Origin of the sequence: Calothrix sp. FACHB-168, assembly GCF_963889195.1 — a bacterium.
Classification (GTDB): Bacteria; Cyanobacteriota; Cyanobacteriia; order Cyanobacteriales; family Nostocaceae; genus Aulosira; species Aulosira anomala_A.
Genome location: NZ_CAWPNJ010000001.1, coordinates 208254 through 227847 on the forward strand (window position 1 = coordinate 208254; position 19594 = coordinate 227847).

Genomic DNA, 19594 nt, shown 5'->3' on the forward strand with positions numbered 1-19594 from the left:
ATATATTTCAAAATAATGAGCAACTCATTAAGAAAAAATCAATATATTTTTTATACAGCAGAACTCTCACTCAAACCTGATACTGCTCATGAAATTCATGATGTTCTTTGTGCTAATGCAGCAGCTAACTTGGGGTATTCCTCAGTTTTAGTTTATCCAGATAGAGGCAATCGGTTTGTTAATCCACTTTCGTTAATTTATCCTTATCAACCCAGACGACCAAATGCAGAATTTATCGAGTTTTATGATGTTGAGGAAAAGCTCAAAATTGCTGCCTTACCAATGCATTGGCCGATTGATCGAGTAGGTGGTAAGTTTACTAACTCCAGCACAGTAGTGACTAAATATTACTTACCTGTTCATCTATTACCTCATACAAAGACTGTCCACACTAGAGATTGGAATTTTGCCAAAGCCGCCGTCAAAAATAAAATTTTTACTATTTATGAACGGCACTATTATCAAGATAAAAAATTTGAACCAGAAATTGTTCACAGCCCATATTTTAAAATTGCTATAACTCAGTCTGAACCAATCAGAGAAAGCTTAATAGAATATGGTATGCCAGCAGAAAAGGTTGTTTGGCTACATAACGGATTCAATCAATCATTTTTAGTTAGACAACCTCAAGAAGCTCAAGCATGGCGGCAAGAACTACTTACAGATGAATGTAAGTCTTTGGTTGTCTATTCCGGCGCTTTGTATCCTTTCAAAGGAATTGATGTTTTAATTGACACAGCAAAGGAACTACCAGAAGTACAGTTTGTAATTACGGGAGGTACAGAAGCACAAGTACAAGCTTATGAGCAAATAGCTAAAAATAAACATATAGAAAACGTTAAATTTTTAGGCTGGATACTTCCACGGGAACGATTAGTTAGCTTGTTTCAAGCAGCTGACATTTTAGCTCATCCTCACTGCTCTGGAAAATCAGCCAATTTCACAAATCCAGTCAAATTTTTTCAATATATGGCTTCGGGAACCCCAATAGTTGCAACTGAAATTCCACCTTTAATGGAGTTTAAAAACTCGCCTTTAATAGCTACTTGGAGTGAACCTGATAATTCACATAAATTTGCTCAAGCTATTCAATATGCCTTAGAGGCATATCCTAGAAAAATAGAAGGTTATGCTACTAGTATGAATTTTGCACATCAATTTTCTTGGGAGAATAGAATTACGAAAATATTAAGTTACCTTGAAGATTATATGCTTCCAAAAATTATAGGTTGAGGGTGAAATATTAAGCTAAAAACAATCAATTTTTAATAAAATGACTAGAAAAACTATTGGCATGATTAGTAGCTATTCATCACTTAATACAAGTGGTGATTGGATGTGGCAACAAACTCCTGAACACTTTGGTTTATGGCAAAATATTCAAGTATTAACAACAGCACCAAAGCCAGATTTTCTGCTGCTTTATCAATTTGATTTTCCCCAGCCAGCGCCACAGCTATCTTGGTTAGATCGTTTGCGTAAACGGCAACAAAAACCAAAAGTGAATATCGATTCTTTATTGCGTGGTGTACCGAAAGAGCGAATTATTTATTTTCTCCGGGAACCACCTTTAAATGAAATTGTCGAAATAAATAAAAGGAATTATCAGTCAGCACAGCAGTATTGCGGTTACGTTACAGGCCCAGATGACTTTGCGCCTGTTCCTGACTATATGCCAGCTATTTGGTATCACGCCAAATCATTTAAAGATTTAAATGAAATGCCATTACCAGAAAAAGTTGCGCCATGTAGTTGGATTACTTCGGGTATTAATCGTACAGCTAACCATCGCCAGAGGTTAGATTTTTTGCAGTCTCTACAAGAGAGTGGAATTCAATTTGATTTGTATGGTCGTAATTTACCTGAATGGTCGCATACAAAGGGGGAACTTGGTCACAAGTGGCATGGCATGGCACCATACTACTATAATCTGGCAATTGAAAATTATGCAGATAACAGTTGGTATGTGAGTGAAAAAATGTGGGATTCTTTATTGGCATGGTGTTTACCAATTTATTATGGCGGTTCTGCTGCGGATAAATTATTACCACCAGGTAGTTTTTTAAGATTACCTAGTTTAGATGAAAAAGGTATTGCTTACATTAAAGAAGTGACTGCTACACCAGATGCTTGGTATGCAGCGAAAGATGCGATCGCAGAAGCACGTCAAATCATTTTACACAAATTAAATTTACTAAATTGGCTGTCAAATTTTGTTATGCAACAATCATAAACTATGAATGGTATTTGCACCCTTGCTAATGATTATGTTTTCGATCAATTAGTAGCTTTACTTAACAGTATTGATGCCATTTTAGGTAAAGATATTCCTGTCTGTATCTATCCTTTTGATGACAAAACACAACGGATTGCTGATGAAATAGCTAAACGTCCGAATGTATTTATTTACGACGATCAAGAATCTATCAATTCTTGGGATCAATTTATGCTGTCAGCTGCACCAGAACGGCTGAATCGGAGCAAATTTCGTCTCTATGGTGCGCATCGTCGTTTTTGCGCCTTTGATGGGCCTTTTGATAAATTTATTTACTTAGATGCTGATACTTTAGTGATGAACTCACTAGCTACTGTATTTGAAAAGCTAGATAGTTATGACTTTGTTGTTTATGATTTCCAATTTAAAGATGTCAGTAAAGTATATAAGGTTAATTCTCCCAAATTGCGCGAAGTTTTTCCCCAATTTCGCATAGATTCAGAAATATTTTGTTCTGGTTTTTATGGGTCTAAGCACGGCATTTTTAATTCTGAGCAAAGAGAATCACTGTTATTGTATCTGCAAAATGGTGATAGGGAAATTTTGTATGAGGGTGCGGGAGAACAACCTTTACTTAACTATATGGTCATGCGAGCTAATCTGGCTACATATAATTTTGCTCAACAATTACCATCGGATGAAGCCACAGGATGTTCTATCAGCTCAAAGCACTTTGAAGAAAGAGAGCATATTCTGTATGACAGGGGAAATCGCTTAACCTATTTACACTATATCGGCATTCCTCCTAACATTCACCAAGCAGTATGTGCAGGAGAAAATATTGAGTTTCCCTATAGAGAATTATTTCTGTATTATCGCTACTTACACGAACCCGAAAAGCGTCCAGTATTTGCTCATCCTCCTAAACCGTGTAATGCTCCACCACCTAATTTATTAACCAGAGCATTAAGAAAATTCAAGCTAATTCCCCAAGGATAATTTATGCATCGAGGTATTTATATCGTCGCTAACGACAAGGTAATAGATAATGCGATCGCTTTACTTAATAGTATTCGCCTATTTGACCCAGAGGTGCTAGTTTATCTCATACCTTTTAATGAAAATTATCACAATATTTTCGATAAACTCAGTACTTTACATAATGTCAAACTTTTCCCCAACCTAGAACTAATTGAGCAGTTTACCAAGCGCATCAGCGAAATTTTCGATGGAGATTTTCTCGCCTTACCTAACAAAATGCGCAAGCTAGTCACTTGGTTTGGCCCTTTAGACGAGTTTATTTATATTGATACTGATATTGTTGTTTTTGAAAAAATTGCTGACAATTTAGATAAACTATCTGAAGTTGATTTCTTCTGCTGCGATTATCATCATGCAAATGATAAATTACGCAATATCTTTTCTCCTCTAGTTCAAGAACAACAAATTTTTGCCGAGACTCAACTAGAAGATGTTTTTAATAGTGGTTTTTGGGCTTCAAAAAAAGGTGCGATTACCGAGGAACAGATGGATGCAACTTTGCGGGAATGTGCAGCCCATCGCGAATATTTTGATTTTTCCGAAGGCGTTACCGACCAACCAATTTTAAATTATCTAGTTCTCAAACTAATTCCTAAACGCGGTAATCTTGTGAAAATTCCTGGCGGCGGGGCTGGGAGTTGGGCTGGTTCGCGAAATTTTCAACAGCAAGGATATGCGCTTTATGACAGAGGACAACCACTGAAATATATTCATTGGGCGGGAATTAAAATAAAAGCCAATAGCCCTTATTGGGAATTATGGGAATACTATCGTTATCTGCATGAAGGGAAATTTGCATTTATTCCTAAACTAACTCGGCGTTTATTTCCCTTTGTCACTGCCCATACTTAATAACTGGATGATTGCCATGATTGATGGTATTTACACTTTAGCCAATGATGTAGTTTATGACCAATTAGTAGCTTTACTCAATAGTATAGAAGCTAATGCTGGTAAAAATATTCCTGTTTGTGTCATTCCTTATAATGAGCAATTAGATAAAGTAAAAGCAGAAATTGCCACTCGAGTAAATGTTACTTTATTTACAGATTATGATTCCATTGCACGTTGGGAAAACTTTGGGTCTCGCATTTGGAAAGCTCACCCAAGAGCATTAAAACTATGGCAAGAATATGGTTTACCAGATAATTTCCGTATAGAAAGACATCGTAAACTTTGTTGTCTAGATGGCCCATTTGAAAAGTTTATTTTCTTTGATGGCGACACATTGTTGATGAGACCATTAGATGATGTATATCAGAAGTTAGATGAGTATGATTGGCTCACTAATGACTATCAATATAAATCGGATTTGAATTACATTTTTAACTGGTCTGAAGAGAAAATAGAAAATATGTTGCAGTTAAAAAACGTCAGCAGCCATATTTTTTGTTCTGGTTGGTTTGCTGCTAAAAAGGGTGTATTTACTGATGCTACTTTAGCAAAGCTGCTAGAAAATTTAGAAGCTGGTGAAGCTGATGTATTAGCCTGGGCTGACTCGGATCAAACAGTGCTTAACTATTTAGTTTTACGCAGTGGAATTTCTTATTACAACTACGCCTATCATGGTCAAGGAACTGGTTGTCATTGGAGTTCTAAATTTGACGTTGTTGATAATATACTTTACGATCGAGGGGAACCAATTACATATCTTCACTATATGAGTGTAGCTTCTTCAGATTTTACGCGGCTTTGTAGCGGTGAAGATGTTGATATTCCTTATCGAGATGTGTTTTTGTATTATCGTTATTTAAAATCTTCTCAGCAGCGTCCTGAAAGATTTATTCACCCAAACTTACTAATTAAACTGCAAAAGTTTACTAGCAGTTTTATTCAGCAAAAAGTTAATAATATTAAGCTTCGCTATCACCATTTTAGAAATAAATTGAGTCAATAATATTTAGGCAAAAGTTTTATATTTACACAGTAAAATATGGCTACATCAAAACTAGAATTTTGTTTTTGCACTTTAGCATTTGGTAATAGATATATCTCTTTAGCATTACTATTAGCAAAAGATTTAGAAAAATATTCTCCTAATACTTGTTTAGTAGTTTTAACAGATAATACTGATAATTTTAATAAACAAACCAATGTTTTGGCTTATAAACATAAGCAACAGAGTGTTAAGCTGTACCATGATAAAAGATTTGTATTAGAGAAAGCTTTATTACTTTTTGATTCATGCATATTTATAGATGCAGATATGCGAATATTAAAGCCTGTACCACAAGATATGACATGGTTGAAAGTACCAGGAATTTCCGCCAGAGCTTGTGAAGCTATGTGTAAGCGATATGGCCCATTTATGCAAGGAAATATAGATGCTAAAGATAGTAAAGAGTTTAAAGAATTTATAGTTACTCAGAAAGCTGCTAAAAAATTAGATATAGAATTAAAAAATGAAACCGTAAAACATCTCCAAGAGTATTTATTTACAATTACAAAAGACTCAGGAAAAGAGACTGAATTTCTTAAACAATGGGAAATTCTGGCACCTTTTTATGAAATAAATGGTGTGTATGCTGGTGAAGGTAATGCAATCGGTTTAGCTGCTGCTAAAGCAGGTTTGCAAGTGAGATGGACAGAAATGCCAGGAATTTCTTTTTTTAAAGATAGAACTGAATTAATTAGAATTGAAAATGGTCAATCCAAGATGGAGGAAATGTCGATATATTTTGAGCAGCAGATAATGCTGGAACATCCACAGTATTCTTTGTTACAAAAAATCGGTATTAAAGTTAGTAGATTCCTGAAATTTTTATATAATTTACTGCTTGTAAGAGTTGTAACTTTAAAAGATTTTAATTTTTATTATCGATAATTCTCTTTTAAAAAAGAGTTCGATAGATTGATTAAGAAGATTTTATTAAACTGAGCTTTCCCTATACAGATGTACTAATAAATACATTTAAAATGCTTTTATCCAAAGCAATACAGACTTTTTTCTTAAGTCTTTACCCTGCATTGCATACGACTTTTGTCAATTGAAGAAGTTCAGATTATTATTATAGATTAGCGATAATAATAATTAAAATCCTGCAAAGTTATACCAATTTGAAGAATGATCGCTACAAATGTAGGTTGGGTTGAGGAACGAAACCCAACATCCCAAAGCCTTGTATATGTTGGGTTTCACTTCGTTCAACCCAACCTACACATCTGTCGCATTCTTTTTTTAAATTGGTATTACTAGTATTAAAAAGAAATAAAGTCATAAAAAAATAGCCACTAAATATCACTATCTAGCAGCTATTTTTTATTGAGAATGGAAGTAAATTTTACTGTTTCTAAGACAAAGAATCTAAATCTAGAGATTGCATTCCTCGACTTTCGACAAACTCCAACATACTACCCAATTGCAACCACACTAGTAAACAAGTTAGTAAACTAATTGGTAAGCCAATTCCTAAAGCCAAAAAGACAGGAAAACCAAATATCTGTAACCCGGAAGTGAGAAATAAAGAAATACCGCCGGTGATACCAAGAAAGGGGACGAAGAGTTCTTTTAATTGAGATTTTGGTTTCACAGTTTTTGCTCGCTTGCTTGCCCATTTCTGCGCAATTACTTTTAATGTACCAGACAGAGCAATGCCAGAAGTTACGGCGATCAATAAACCAACAAGTAGTAAGAAATAAGGCGGATGCAGAGGGTAATAGTACATGAAAACTCCTAATTGCAGAGAATTGTCAAACTAATTGGGCGTTTTTACTTGTTAGTTTCGATGTGTTAGTTTTGGCTTTGTGCAGAATTGCTACCAAAAGTCATAAAGGATGTGGCTGTTGGTAGAATCGCGGCTGCGCCTTCTCTTGATAACTCTGTTAAAAAGCCGATCGCTACATTGAATAGACGATTTGGCTGTAAGTCATCTTTGACTAGGTTCCACAGGCGTTGAACTTCTTCTGTATGCAGACGATCGTCTTCTGTCAGGGCTAGTACTAGTTGCTGACGCAGGAACTTACCTTCTTCAGACAGCAGAAATTGTAAACCCATCTGAGCTGTAGGTAAGACATCAAAGCTGTCATCGGTACGGGCGATCGCAATTAAGTTTTCTAACCTTTGCCACTGGAATCTACCATCTTTAAACAGCACGTTTAATAACCGTCGCCGTAATTCGGGAGATTCACCAGTCAGCAAGCGTCTGGCTATATAGGGATAACCCACCTCAACAATTTTAAAATTGGGGTTGAGGCTTAAAGCAATCCCTTCTTGGGTAACTAGGGAGCGAATAATTAAAGCAAACTTCGCCGGTACTCGGAAAGGATATTCATACATCAATTCCGAGAATTCATCGGTAATGGTTTTGAAGTTAAAATCGCTAACATTTTTACCGATCGCATTCCCTAACACTGATTCTAATGCTGGTACAATCGGGCAAATATTTGTCTCTGGCGCGAGAAAACCCAACTTGACAAAGTCTGCTGCTAGGTCATTGTAGTCTTTATTGACCAGATGCACTAAAGCATCTACCAGCGTTTCTTTGGTAGTTTCCTCTAGCTGATCCATCATCCCAAAGTCAATGTAAGCCATCCTACCATCGGGCATGGCAAACAAGTTACCTGGGTGAGGATCTGCATGGAAGAAACCATATTCTAATAGCTGTTGTAAACCGGAGGTAACCCCAATTTTGATGATGTCCTCTGGATCTAAACCGACAGCACGGATACTTTTGGTATCTGTCAATTTAAAGCCGTTAATCCATTCCAGAGTTAACACGCGGCTATTAGTATACCGCCAATAAATACTAGGAACTTTGACTGTAGGATCGTCACGGAAGTTATGAGCGAATTTTTCCGCGTTACGCCCTTCGTTAATGTAATCGATTTCCTCAAATAACTTGGTACCAAACTCATCCACAATTAAGGAGAGATCGTGACCGAGATTTAATGGTAACCAAGGTGCTAGCCAAGTTGCACCCCAACGCATGAGGTATAAGTCTTTGGTCAAAGTTGGTCGTAAATTAGGGCGCTGGACTTTGACGGCGACTTCTTCACCGCTCATTAAGCGACCGCGATAAACTTGACCTAAGCTAGCTGCGGCTATGGGTTTGGGTGATAGTTCGCTAAAGACTTCCGTAATTGGGCGATCGATTTCAGCTTCGATAATTCGATAAGCCAATCCATTATCGAAAGCTGGTAATTGGTCTTGTAGCTTGACCAATTCTTCTAAGAAGTCTTTACGTATCAAGTCAGGTCTAGTGGATAGGGCTTGACCTACTTTAATGAAGGTGGGGCCTAGACGAGTAAGCAGTTCACGTAATTGAGTGGCGCGTTTCCTCTTGTTCTGCTCTACTTGATTTTGCCATTCATCCCACTTCAAACTAATAATAAATCCAGAGAAAGACCAGATAATTCTCAGTAAACGCCCCCAAACAAGCCAGGGACGGTAACGATAATAACGGGCGATCGCTTCTGGATCGTAGCGCCTTAGTTGAGCAGATTGATACTCACCCACGCTGTTATTTGCCTCTTCAACTGGGAAATTTACACTTTTTTTTGGTTTCTAAAAATACTTGCTAGTTGCAAGTCAAAGATACCGATTAGTTGTTATAAAACACAATAAAGCTTTACCCATTTCTGGGAAGTATTTATGGCAATATTTAGCCTACTTTACTGCTGATTTTTTGTTATCTTTTTCTTAATTATACTTTATAAAAGTACAAATATTCCTGCTCTGTAAGGATTTTGGGTAGTTGTGTGATTTAGGATACATTTGGGCATTGGGCATTGGGCATCGGGCATGGAGCATTGCTTAGAGACGCGATTAATCGCGTCTGTACAATCGTCCTCCTTGTCTTCCTTGTCCCTTTCATCCCCCTACCTATAGCCATTCGCCGCCTCGGAAACGCCAACGGGGGAAGATGATGCGCATGAGGCTTTGGGAGGAGATGAAAATTGCTAGCCAAACAATGCTGTAATGGATGAAAAAGACTGTTGGTGGTAATTCTTCTTTGGGGATGGGGATGGGTAGAAAGCCAAATATTTTGACGCCACAGAAGACAAAGATAAATTCCCAAATTCCGGCAAAGAGTTGGTAAGCTGCAGGCCAGTCTCGATCCCAACGGAATTTTTGCAGATAGTTATAAAGTACGTCCCAACCTAAGCCAAAGATGGCGACGTAAGCCAGTATCCAGAAATAAATTATGCCAGGTGCATTACCAATTACACCAATTGCAAAGGGTAAGGAGACGAATACGCCTACAGTTGCTAGTAGTAATAATCGAGTTTGCCAACGACCGAATAAGGTAGGTGTCATAAAAGTACTGAGTAGTGAGTTTAATTAAGCTTAATCATACTTATATTAAAAAACTCCACAATCTTGTGGAGCTTTTCTGAAAAATGGCAGTTTTCTTAAATCGCTACGGGAGATTGATACTTAGTTAATGCTGGCCAATTAACTACATCTTCTAACAAAGCTTGATAACCTAAGGTGTTGGGATGAAGTCCATCATCGCTGATGCGTTTGCGTCGCCAAAGTTCGCCGCGTTCCATCCATTGGTCGAAAATATCAAGATAGGGAATACGGCGATGATTGCAAGCAATTTTCGTGGCTTCTTTGTAGCGATATTGATCGGTGTGATTATAGTAGAAGCAATTGAGGAATGGCATTTTGGCTTCATCAACGGGAACCATACCTACAAATACCACAGGACAAAGTTGTTGTGCTTGTTCTAGTAATTCGGTAATTTGTGATTCAAATAAGGCAAAATCTGTATAATTGCGGCCATCGGGACGAGATAACCGCGCTGAATCATTTACACCTACAGACAAAATGATTAAGTCGGGGACGCGATTGCGCAGTTCACCTCGGTGGCGAAATTCTACTTCTAGCCTTTGGGCGACTTGTTGAGTGCGATCGCCTCTGACTCCCAGATTATAAAGTATATGACCGCTACTATCCGGTAACATCCACTGTCGCCGTAGTTGTTCTACCCAGCCCCCTTTATCTGGATCGCCGAATCCATATACTAAGCTATCTCCCAGTGCGATAATCTTCAAAGGCTGGCATTGATTTGGTGCTATGGACAGCTGCATTGAGGAAGGTCGCGCGAATGTTTGCATTTTAAAAAGAGTTTATTTTATATCTCTACAAAATTCTATACATTTGTACACCATTACGGTGTATCTTCCTACTCTATATCTTGAGAAGAGTTAAGCAAGTAGGGAATTAATGTACCTTGGCGCGGCCAATTGCGATAGAGAAAGCGGGCTAGCAAAGGTAGGGAAATCAGCATCAAGACAACTCCAATCCACCAAAGAGAACGTAATTGTTCGATTTGGTTCGTGACTGAAGTGGTAGTTTTAGAACCACTAGATAATAATCCCATACCTACGGCGAGAGAATTGTTAAATGCATGACAGGCAATGGGTACAATCAGCGTGCGGGTTTTGATATATAAAACCCCCATGATGATGCCAAATAAAGATAATCCCAGCACATTGGCATGTAACATCCCAAACATTACACCAGAGACTACCAAAGCAGTAGGAATACCCCATTTGCTTGCCCATCGCTGCAAAATAATACCGCGAAAGAGAAATTCTTCAGTAATTGGCGCAATGACTATGTATACTATAGCTGAAAATAAATTATAAAAAGGTGGTGCAGTATTGCGTGGTGATGGACTACTAGCCAGCTGACGCATAACATTTTCGACAAAGGAAGGCGCTGCTAGTGAAAGCAAATAAAATGATACCAAATAGGCGCTAAGGGAAAACAGAATTATTAAGAAGACCAACCCAACCATTGGTAGCCATTTATGCTTTTTGGGTACTCGCCCGACTATATATGGCAGCCGAATACTAAAGCGCTGGAAGTCTGATAATTCCCAAAGACAAAGGCAGCCAAAAATTAATATGTAGAGAAAGAGAGTAGTAAATTGATTGTTAAATTTTACTCTCAAAAAGCCTTCCACCAGACCGAGGACAATACCAAAACCAATAGTTAATAATATAGCCCGCAAACATAAGTAGCGAACCTTCAGATGGAGAAATGGATTAGGGGAATTTTCGGCTGTCATAGATTAATTTTGGGCATGGGGCATGGGGCATTGGGCATTTGTTAGAGACGCGATAACCCTTGTCTGTACAATTGTCTTTCTTTTCCTCCTTGTCTTCCTTGTCTCCCTTGTCTCCCTTGCCTTTCTGCGATTACTTGGGAGACTGATTAAACACCCACTTCAGCCACTGATTAAAAGAACTTATGAAATTTAACTTTTTAACTCCTGGGGCGCGGGCGGCGGCGAGTCCGTCAACGGCGACGACTGCGGAGTACTGCAAGCCTAAGAAGCTATCAACGGCGGCGTAGGGGCCGCCAAGGGTAATTGCTCCGGCGGCATACATTTGACCTTTATTGTTACGCATTTCTACTAGCTCAAAGTTGTTGGCAACAACTAAGCGCCCCAGGTGATTGAGGGGCAAATTGTAATGTTTGACGAAGTCATCTAATAAAGGATTAGTCTGGACTTTGGCATCTAAGCCAGTGGCGTCAACAATAAAGTCAGCTTCTAACTTCATTTCTCCCAAACCCTTTTCGCGGATATGGGTAATAGTGCGATTTTTGCTACCTTGTTCTACACCGAGTACATCACCAAAGGTAATTTGATACCAGCCTTCACTTAAGCCTATATCTGTGATTTGTTGCCAATCATAGCGGTCGGCGGTGGTGGTACCACCCCAATCTGCGAGTAGGCTTTTGCGTTGGTCGGGAGTGGCTTTTTCTAGCATGACCCGCAATTCCCCGCTCCAACAGGCTTTCGGCCAGTTAAACGGTTGAAATTCGTAATGATTTTTGACTAGGCGGGTGGCTTTTTGGAATGTGTTGCCTTTGGGTTTAGGCGATCGCATTAAATGCAAAACTGTAATATTGCGATTTTTCTTGCGGGCTTCATAAATTCGCTGCACAATCCGCGAAGCCACAATTCCCCGCCCACGTAGTAAGACAATTCCACCCTGTTGTTCTAGCTGCTGATATACATGATTGTGTTCTTCATAGGCATTTACAACAGCCTTAAAATCTTGATATTTTTCTCTATAAGCTTGTAAATCTGGTAAAAACTGAATTGCTGGATAGCCTGTTGCTAGATGCAAATAACGTGTAATCAAAAAAGCATAATTTCCCGGGCCGCGAGAATAAGCTACGCAATATCTACCATCTTCAGTTTTGCGAATTGCTCTGACACGCCCATAACGATAAATTTGTTGCCAACCAATACGTCTGGCTTCTCTGTCTATAGAATCAAAGACATTACCGGCACGGGGAGTATAAGTTTCCACAAATGTCGGTTCGCCAAATACCTGCCATAAATATCTAAAAGCTGTTTCTAGCTGACCTTGCCGAAAATCATGCCAAGCTTCTCTTAAAGCATAGCTAGGCCAGCCCCAAATATTATCAGGGCAGGAATCGGAATTAGAGCGTAATCTTTCATGTAAAGGAATTTGCGAATTTAAACACAAACGCTTGTAACGGGCGTAAGGTTCAGCTTCTAAGCCCAAGGCGATAATTTTGTCAGCCCGAACACCGCTAAGACGCAGTAAATCTGTCCAGATAAAGCTACCCAATCCCGCCCCAACTGCTAGATAATCGCATTCATCTACAGGTAAGCCTGTTGCATGTAGTGCTTGGACAACGACATGTTGAGCTTGAAATGCTGGTGGTGGAAAATTGCTACCTAAAGGTGTGATAACGGGAGCAGGTGGTAAACTCGGATCTGGAATATTGGTTGTGGGATTAAATTGAATAGTTGAAGGGGGACTAGTAACCGGAGGCGGAGCGTTAACACTGAAGGTTACTGTAATTTGGTATGGGCCTATTTGTACTGTATCACCGTTAGCTATAACGCTGCGTGTTTGGCGTTGACCGTTGACAAATACACCATTAACACTACCTTGATCGGTAATAACCAGTTGATTTTGTTCCCAATCTATGAGTGCATGATAGCGAGAAACTTGCTCGCTATTTAGCAGCATCCGCGAGACACGTACCCCTCTGAGTTCATGAGGTAAACGAGCAAATTCTCGTCCAAAAGCAATAGGTACAGCTAATCTCGGTTCTCGTCGTTCCCCTGTAGCTGGATCGTCCCAACTTAATAGAATTTCTACGTTAGTCATTGGTCAATGGTCAATAGTCAGTTGTTAGAGACGCTATTAATCGCGTCTGTACAATGGTCAATGGTCAACAGTCAACGGTCAACAGTCAACGGTTAATACTGTACTTTAGGGATATCCAATTTTTTAAATACCCCATCAATTTGTAATGCGAGCATCTTGCTCGCTGGTGTTCAAAAGCGAGCAAGATGCTCGCACTACAGAATTTGGGTAATTTATTTTTTGTAAGTCCCTTAATGATTGGGTGAGACTAAGACGCTGACGGCTGCTGCTAAAGATGTACCACACCAAGGACAGCCAACTTGCAGATTTTCTGGGGGTGATACTTTGTGACATTTAGGACATTCTAAGCCATACACTCCTTGTGGTGCAGGAGTTACATGTTGGTGCTGGTGATGCTGGTGATGTTGGTGATGTTGGTGATACTGGGGATATTTAGGTTGTACTGGTGGCTGTGGGTTGATTGGCTGTTGATAGCTGAGGTTTTTGGTAGGCTGGGTAGTACCGATGGGTGGGGTGAGTGGGGTTGGTGGGGTTGGTGGGGACAAAATTGTTGCGGGAATACTGTTGATAGCAACAGCAATTACTTTGACTAACATTTGTCCCAATTGAATTGTGCTACCTTCCTGTAAAGGTAGTTCACCTTGGACTAGTTGTTGTCTATCGATTAAAGGCGGATTTTGCGATCGCAAGTTGCGGATATAAAATCTTTGTTGCTGTGAGTTAAAAAATATTTCTACATGCAAACCTGATACAGTAGGATTACTAACAACAATGTCGCATCGGAGTGGATCTCTACCGATGCGGACAGTTCCGGGATTTTTGCTAGGTTGTTGTTCGTAAATATTCTGCGTTATATCATGACCTGCATCGTGCCACTGTAAAGTGAGTGCGTTCATTTGCTTCTAACTTAGTAACTTTTATTGAGTTACTTCAACTCCTCCCTGTGCGATTCCTAACACGTTTAGCCTTGAGCAAGCAAGTATTTGGGAAAAACTTCAAACAACAGGTATTATCTCTGTTTTCGGTTTAGCGATCTGAGGCTAATTTATCAGCAATGCGAGTAGTTTCTGGCAGTCTATATTTTGTGGTGCAACGTAATACGTAGTCAATTGCTGTTGCTAAACTCACTCGATGACCGCTAGAAATATATAAAGGTTTAACTCCTGTGCGGGTGCGTAAAACTGCGCCGATGGTTTCACCTTTATAGATGAGGGGTTGCCAGCTTCCTTTTGTTTCTGGAACTTCTTCATATTTGCCAATGAGCAAGGATTTAGCAGCACCGATTGTAGGTATATCTATCAGCAATCCTAAATGGCTGGCTATTCCCAGTCTGCGAGGATGGGCAATACCTTGACCATCGCACAAAATTAGATCTGGGATGATTTTAACTTTTTCTAGGGCATCAAGTACAGCTGGAATTTCGCGAAATGACAAAAATCCGGGAATATAAGGAAAGGATGTGGGACGATAAGCGATCGCAGTTTCCACTACTTGCAAGCCAGGAAAACTCAAGACAGCGACTGCTGCACGGCTAATTGTACCATCGGCTTCAAAGCCCATATCTACACCGGCAACATATTGCACAGTTTCCGGGAGTTTATCTTCTGTAATTATTTGATCGCGTAATTTCTCCTGAATTGCGATCGCTTCTTCTACCGTTTGCGGCCAAGCATGTTCTTGATAAATCTTCATATTTAAGCTGGAATTTTCTTCAAACAGGCATAAATTTAGATTTTGAGAATCATTTATTACGTAAAAATATAAATTTATTCACTAATAAATTACATAATAGCCCAAAAAACTTTATTTTGTGGGCATTTATACCCTAATTATATTTATTATTTAATGGAAAAATAATATTAATAGGTTCTTATTGTAACAAATATTTTTCAGATTTTTTTAAAGACTACGGTGGATAATTGTTAATGCTAAAATCCATAGTTACTTGTCCAGTCATGATTATTTCACTCACAAATGACTAATGACCAATGACCAATGACCAATGACTAACAACAACTATCCACCACAGCCCTGACATTATCTGTTAACATGCTGCCATGTTACAGATGCATAATTCGGTATTAAAGAATCTAACAGATTAGCGATACTTCTATCAGACAAATCGGGAATATTTAAAACTCTGTCAGCTTTATGGAAATAGCTCCCAATTGAGTGATTATAGATAGGGTCGTAATAGGATGTTAATAAATCTTGTACTAATACTTCCCAAGCACCCACATCAATTAACTGATACCATTGAATTAATTTTTCCCAACCACAGCGATATTTTAGTTTCTCCAGTTTGCGTTTTAAGATTTCTGGACTAGATATCAAGTGACTATATTCCTGTAAGAGAAAATCTACTCTAGCAGCTAGCGGTAGTTGAATTTCTACACAACTAGATTCTCTCATTTTCTGCCATAAAGCATGAGGTAAATAAAGTTGCCCAATTTTGTTGCTTTCTGATTCTATCCACACTGGTTGATGGGGATCGAATTTTTGCAAAACTTCTAATAGCTGAGTCTCAAAATACTTTTGTGAAGGCTGGAAGGCGCGCTGAGTTTGCAATTCTCCCCCTAACAGAGAACCGCGATGTTTAGCTAAACTTTCTAAGTCTAAAACTTGAGCGCCAAGTTGTTCTAGCTTGCTTAAAATGTAGGTTTTACCGCTACCAGTTAAACCGCACAATATCCGATAATTAAATTTCTCTGGGAGATGCTCTAGTTGTTGGCGGACATAATTACGATAATTCTTATATCCACCTTCCAAAACAGTGACTTCCCAGCCAATTTGTGTCAGCACAGTAGCCATGCTGTTAGAACGCTGTCCGCCCCGTCCGCAGTAAATTAAAGGATGGTATTCTGGGTCTTTAGCTGCAAAGTGTTGACTGAGATGTTGATAAATATTTCGCGTGACTAAAGCAGCACCAATTTTGCGTGCGGTGAAAGAGCAAACTTGTTGATAAATTGTCCCTACTTCCCCACGTTCAGCATCATTCAAAACGGGTAGATTAATTGCGCCGGGGATGTGGTCTTCTAGATATTCACTAGGCGATCGCACATCAATGATTTCACTGTAACTTTCAGCCCAAGGACGCTGAGTATATGTAACTGAAGGTAACATAAAATTTAATTTCTCACTTTCTTAATTTTGGCACTCGGATAAGTTTAATGGGGGATTTTTATACTTTGATTAATTTAAATAAATCTATGTAAATATTACAATATATAAACAGGACTTACGCAAAGACAACGGAAAAATAAACCGCACAGTCCACAGAAGAATAAGAGTTTGAGAGTTTGTGTGCGTCATCCCAATTTAATCTGAAAATGCACATAATCACTTTCCACGATATTTAACAGAAAAAAACTCTGCGTACCTTAGCGTTAACCTTAGCGTACCTTTGCGTTCAAGAAAGATATAGTTATTTGCAGCTTCACAAATTTACTTGGATGGGAGAAAAACCTCCTCTTAAAGTTTTAATGTAACGTGGGTCATGGTCAAACTACACAATATTTCCATAATCAAATAAGCATCCTATATTAAATAGAGCTTAATACAGCATTAAGTTTAATATAGCAAGTTTAAATCATGGGTAAAAATTGATAAAAAACTTAAATCACCAACTGCTTCCAGTTATAAGCCCTTTGTTTTACGGAACTCTCGGACAACTTCTTTAATATCCTGTAATTCACCTTCAACTAAATAATTTAATCGGCGCATTTCATCCGCAGTCATTAGTTCTGCTAATGGCGCGATCGCCTTTTTTAATTGCGGGTATTTTGCTAAAATTGCTTGTCGGACAATCGGCGTCGGGTCATAAGGTGGAAAATATTGCTTATCATCCTCAAGAACTACTAAACCCAAACGCGCAATCTGTCCATCGGTAGAGTTACCCGCTACCAAGTCTACTTGTTTTTGAATTAACGCCCGATAAATTAAGCCTAAATCCATGATTTGTGGTGGTTTAGCAAAGCGTAGGTTGTAAGTTTTGGCTAATCCCGCATAACCATCTTCCCGTTCTAAAAATTCATAGCCAAAGCCACCACGCCATTGGGGTGTATACTTACTTGCTTCCGAGAGAGTTCGCAGATTGTAGCGTCTAGCATCTTCGCCTCTAATAGTAATTGCAAAAGTGCTGTTAAATCCCAAACTGGGCATAACTTCTAAGTTAAATTGTTGAGCATAGGCTTGTTTTAATTTTTCGTAAAGGATTTTTGGATCGTTAATTACTTTTTGTTTTAATATGGCTGTAAACGCTGTACCAGTATATTCAATATAAGCGTCAATTTTGCCAGAAGTAATAGCATTATGACAGATAAAGGAACCGCCTAAGCGAGGGCGACGGACTACTTTTAAATTAGTTGTAGCTTCAATTTGCTGGGCTAAAAGTTCGCCTAAAATATCTTGTTCGGTAAAATCTTTAGAAGCGACAATAATATCACCACTGCTACTATTATTAGGGCTAGAGTTACAACTAGCGATCGCAATTATTAAAGCAAAGGCTAATAAGCAATAAACCACGAATTTCTTCATATTAATTTTCGGGTATTTTCAGCATATTCAATTAATTTTTCTTTAATTTTCCTTCAAGCCAGCCTATTGCTAAATCAGCAATTAATGCAATCGCTGCTGACGGTACTGCTCCTGCTAAAATTAACTGATTATTAACTACAGCAATTCCCCGAAAAATAAATACACCTAAACCACCAGCGCCAATTGCAGCCGCAATAGTTGCAATCCCAATACCAATAACAGTTGCTACTCTTACCCCAGCTAAAATTACACTCATTGCTAGGGGAATTTCGACTTGAAATAATAATTGTTTATCTGTCATTCCCATACCACGCCCAGCTTCACGAATTGCTGGATCGACGCTAGTAATGCCAGTATAAGTATTACGAATTATCGGCAATAAAGAATATAAAGTTAATGCTACAATTGCCGGGACAATACCAATACCGCCAATAATGGGGACAGGAATTAATAAGCCAAATAATGCTAAACTAGGAATAGTTTGCAAGATATTAGCAATACCTAAAATTGGTTGGCGTAGTTGAGTTTTGCGGGTAATTAAAATCCCTAAAGGAATGCCAATTAACACAGCAATACCAATAGCAATACCCACCATCAATAAATGTTCTAGGGTATGCTGTAAAATTTCCGGCGCATACTTAATTAGAAAAAAGTCTTTCATAAGTTGTCTTGCAAAGAACGCAGACATTGAAGAAAAGCTAGGCTTTCGGGATGGTGCGATCGCATAAATTCATCCTTGGTTCCTAATACTACCAATTCCCCCCCATACATTAAACCAATTCTCGATGCCAAAACAAAGGCTTCTTGAATATCATGGGTGACAAATACCACAGTTTTACCTAATTCCTGTTGTAATCGATGAAACTCCTGCTGAATTTCTAAGCGAGTAATCGGATCGAGTGCGCCGAAGGGTTCATCCATCAATAATACTGGCGGATCGGCTGCTAAAGCCCTCGCGACGCCTACCCGTTGTCTTTGTCCTCCCGAAAGTTCGTGAGGATAACGCCCAGCAAATTTTTCTGGTTCTAAACCGATTAATTGTAATAATTCGTACACTCTGGTTTTAATTTGTTTTGGTTTCCAACCTTCCAAAGCGGGAACTAAGCCAACATTGCGTTCCACTGTAAAATGCGGAAATAAGCCAGTTTCTTGAATTACATAGCCAATTTTTCGCCGCAGCTTAATTTCATCCCATTCAGTAGTCGGTACGCCATCAAATAATACTTCTCCTTGAGTTGGTGTCAAGAGGCGATTAATTAACTTCATGGTCGTAGTTTTACCGCTACCACTGCGTCCTAATAATACCAGTGCTTCTCCTTGGGGAATGGAGCAATTGAGATGAGATACCAAAGGACGGCGATCGCGGCTAAAGGTGACATCGCGGAATTCTATAGCGATTTTCTGGTTTTGTGACATAGTTAATTTTGGTGTCAGAGAATAAACTGCGATCGCCCCTGTAGCTGATGATTGCGGTCATCATAAAATTAGTTGCAGAAATTTGTGGAATTTTCCGAAATCACCCAGCCTCCCATTGTAATCATTACTAGACAAGCAAATTATAAGTAACTATATACCTAAAGGTAAGGGGACATACCCCAACTCAAACCCAGCAATTATCGCTGGGTTTTTGAGTTTGTCTGTACAAAGTAGATTATAAAAATGCTGATAAAAAAGTCTGGTTTAATTAACCAG

General features: G+C 38.8%; 18 protein-coding genes. 6 read left to right on the top strand and 12 right to left on the bottom strand.

What is annotated here, in order from left to right; all coding sequences use genetic code 11:
- Positions 1-15 precede the first annotated feature (15 nt).
- From AACW45_RS00865 to AACW45_RS00890, 6 genes are read left to right on the top strand one after another with little or no spacing between them, the layout of a single operon-like run.
- Positions 16-1233: a glycosyltransferase family 4 protein gene (locus AACW45_RS00865; protein WP_190626730.1), complete on the top strand. Its 1218-nt coding sequence runs from the start codon at positions 16-18 to the stop codon at positions 1231-1233.
- Positions 1234-1273: 40 nt separating this feature from the next.
- Positions 1274-2233 carry a glycosyltransferase family 10 domain-containing protein gene (locus AACW45_RS00870; RefSeq protein ID WP_190626733.1) on the top strand — a complete coding sequence of 320 codons (960 nt, stop codon included), beginning with the start codon at positions 1274-1276 and terminating at the stop codon, positions 2231-2233.
- Between the two features lie 3 nt (positions 2234-2236).
- On the top strand, positions 2237-3214 hold the full coding sequence (locus tag AACW45_RS00875) for an Npun_R2821/Npun_R2822 family protein (RefSeq protein WP_190626735.1): 978 nt from the start codon (positions 2237-2239) through the stop codon (positions 3212-3214).
- A gap of 3 nt (positions 3215-3217) precedes the next feature.
- The gene (locus AACW45_RS00880) at positions 3218-4108 is read left to right on the top strand and encodes an Npun_R2821/Npun_R2822 family protein (RefSeq protein WP_190626738.1); all 891 of its coding nucleotides are present in this window, start codon (positions 3218-3220) and stop codon (positions 4106-4108) included.
- A 7-nt stretch (positions 4109-4115) separates the two neighbouring features.
- Positions 4116-5153, top strand: coding sequence for an Npun_R2821/Npun_R2822 family protein (locus tag AACW45_RS00885; RefSeq protein ID WP_242045429.1), 1038 nt, complete (start codon positions 4116-4118; stop codon positions 5151-5153).
- Between the two features lie 36 nt (positions 5154-5189).
- The gene (locus tag AACW45_RS00890) at positions 5190-6080 is read left to right on the top strand and encodes a hypothetical protein (protein ID WP_190626740.1); all 891 of its coding nucleotides are present in this window, start codon (positions 5190-5192) and stop codon (positions 6078-6080) included.
- Positions 6081-6546: 466 nt separating this feature from the next.
- On the opposite strand, the gene AACW45_RS00895 is transcribed toward AACW45_RS00890, so the two are convergent.
- The 12 genes from AACW45_RS00895 to AACW45_RS00950 all read right to left on the bottom strand — a co-directional run bounded on the left by AACW45_RS00895 (position 6547) and on the right by AACW45_RS00950 (position 19318).
- Positions 6547-6921, bottom strand: a complete 375-nt coding sequence (locus AACW45_RS00895) for a hypothetical protein (protein WP_096642794.1) — start codon at positions 6919-6921, stop codon at positions 6547-6549.
- 65 nt (positions 6922-6986) lie between these two features.
- Complete coding sequence (locus AACW45_RS00900) at positions 6987-8711, bottom strand: ABC1 kinase family protein (protein WP_190626743.1); 1725 nt, start codon at positions 8709-8711, stop codon at positions 6987-6989.
- Between the two features lie 366 nt (positions 8712-9077).
- Positions 9078-9512 (bottom strand): hypothetical protein, encoded by a 435-nt coding sequence (locus AACW45_RS00905; RefSeq protein ID WP_190626746.1) that lies wholly within the window; start codon positions 9510-9512, stop codon positions 9078-9080.
- 95 nt (positions 9513-9607) lie between these two features.
- The gene (locus AACW45_RS00910; protein ID WP_373461981.1) at positions 9608-10318 is read right to left on the bottom strand and encodes a GDSL-type esterase/lipase family protein; all 711 of its coding nucleotides are present in this window, start codon (positions 10316-10318) and stop codon (positions 9608-9610) included.
- A 68-nt stretch (positions 10319-10386) separates the two neighbouring features.
- Positions 10387-11277 carry a CPBP family intramembrane glutamic endopeptidase gene (locus tag AACW45_RS00915; RefSeq protein WP_190626751.1) on the bottom strand — a complete coding sequence of 297 codons (891 nt, stop codon included), beginning with the start codon at positions 11275-11277 and terminating at the stop codon, positions 10387-10389.
- Between the two features lie 130 nt (positions 11278-11407).
- Complete coding sequence (locus AACW45_RS00920) at positions 11408-13366, bottom strand: FHA domain-containing protein (RefSeq protein WP_190626753.1); 1959 nt, start codon at positions 13364-13366, stop codon at positions 11408-11410.
- Positions 13367-13596: 230 nt separating this feature from the next.
- Positions 13597-14262 (bottom strand): FHA domain-containing protein, encoded by a 666-nt coding sequence (locus tag AACW45_RS00925; protein WP_190626755.1) that lies wholly within the window; start codon positions 14260-14262, stop codon positions 13597-13599.
- Between the two features lie 130 nt (positions 14263-14392).
- Positions 14393-15058, bottom strand: coding sequence for a deoxyribonuclease V (gene nfi / locus AACW45_RS00930; RefSeq protein WP_190626757.1), 666 nt, complete (start codon positions 15056-15058; stop codon positions 14393-14395).
- 345 nt (positions 15059-15403) lie between these two features.
- Positions 15404-16489, bottom strand: a complete 1086-nt coding sequence (gene mnmH, locus AACW45_RS00935; RefSeq protein ID WP_190626759.1) for a tRNA 2-selenouridine(34) synthase MnmH — start codon at positions 16487-16489, stop codon at positions 15404-15406.
- A 513-nt stretch (positions 16490-17002) separates the two neighbouring features.
- Positions 17003-17902, bottom strand: coding sequence for a glycine betaine ABC transporter substrate-binding protein (locus AACW45_RS00940; protein ID WP_190626762.1), 900 nt, complete (start codon positions 17900-17902; stop codon positions 17003-17005).
- 31 nt (positions 17903-17933) lie between these two features.
- A complete protein-coding gene (locus AACW45_RS00945; RefSeq protein WP_190626764.1) occupies positions 17934-18563 on the bottom strand; it encodes an ABC transporter permease in 630 nt (209 codons plus the stop codon).
- Positions 18560-19318, bottom strand: a complete 759-nt coding sequence (locus tag AACW45_RS00950; protein WP_190626766.1) for an ATP-binding cassette domain-containing protein — start codon at positions 19316-19318, stop codon at positions 18560-18562. Before AACW45_RS00950 ends, AACW45_RS00945 begins: the two co-directional genes overlap by 4 nt.
- Positions 19319-19594 lie beyond the last annotated feature (276 nt).

Excerpts from the sequence above, each read along its gene's own strand:
- AACW45_RS00865 (WP_190626730.1), top strand. The coding sequence starts at position 16 with ATGAGCAACTCATTAAGAAAAAATCAATATATTTTTTATACAGCAGAA.
- AACW45_RS00870 (WP_190626733.1), top strand. The coding sequence starts at position 1,274 with ATGACTAGAAAAACTATTGGCATGATTAGTAGCTATTCATCACTTAAT.
- AACW45_RS00875 (WP_190626735.1), top strand. The coding sequence starts at position 2,237 with ATGAATGGTATTTGCACCCTTGCTAATGATTATGTTTTCGATCAATTA.
- AACW45_RS00880 (WP_190626738.1), top strand. The coding sequence starts at position 3,218 with ATGCATCGAGGTATTTATATCGTCGCTAACGACAAGGTAATAGATAAT.
- AACW45_RS00885 (WP_242045429.1), top strand. The coding sequence starts at position 4,116 with ATGATTGCCATGATTGATGGTATTTACACTTTAGCCAATGATGTAGTT.
- AACW45_RS00890 (WP_190626740.1), top strand. The coding sequence starts at position 5,190 with ATGGCTACATCAAAACTAGAATTTTGTTTTTGCACTTTAGCATTTGGT.
- AACW45_RS00895 (WP_096642794.1), bottom strand. The coding sequence starts at position 6,921 with ATGTACTATTACCCTCTGCATCCGCCTTATTTCTTACTACTTGTTGGT.
- AACW45_RS00905 (WP_190626746.1), bottom strand. The coding sequence starts at position 9,512 with ATGACACCTACCTTATTCGGTCGTTGGCAAACTCGATTATTACTACTA.
- AACW45_RS00910 (WP_373461981.1), bottom strand. The coding sequence starts at position 10,318 with ATGCAAACATTCGCGCGACCTTCCTCAATGCAGCTGTCCATAGCACCA.
- AACW45_RS00915 (WP_190626751.1), bottom strand. The coding sequence starts at position 11,277 with ATGACAGCCGAAAATTCCCCTAATCCATTTCTCCATCTGAAGGTTCGC.
- AACW45_RS00920 (WP_190626753.1), bottom strand. The coding sequence starts at position 13,366 with ATGACTAACGTAGAAATTCTATTAAGTTGGGACGATCCAGCTACAGGG.
- AACW45_RS00925 (WP_190626755.1), bottom strand. The coding sequence starts at position 14,262 with ATGAACGCACTCACTTTACAGTGGCACGATGCAGGTCATGATATAACG.
- nfi (WP_190626757.1), bottom strand. The coding sequence starts at position 15,058 with ATGAAGATTTATCAAGAACATGCTTGGCCGCAAACGGTAGAAGAAGCG.
- mnmH (WP_190626759.1), bottom strand. The coding sequence starts at position 16,489 with ATGTTACCTTCAGTTACATATACTCAGCGTCCTTGGGCTGAAAGTTAC.
- AACW45_RS00940 (WP_190626762.1), bottom strand. The coding sequence starts at position 17,902 with ATGAAGAAATTCGTGGTTTATTGCTTATTAGCCTTTGCTTTAATAATT.
- AACW45_RS00945 (WP_190626764.1), bottom strand. The coding sequence starts at position 18,563 with ATGAAAGACTTTTTTCTAATTAAGTATGCGCCGGAAATTTTACAGCAT.
- AACW45_RS00950 (WP_190626766.1), bottom strand. The coding sequence starts at position 19,318 with ATGTCACAAAACCAGAAAATCGCTATAGAATTCCGCGATGTCACCTTT.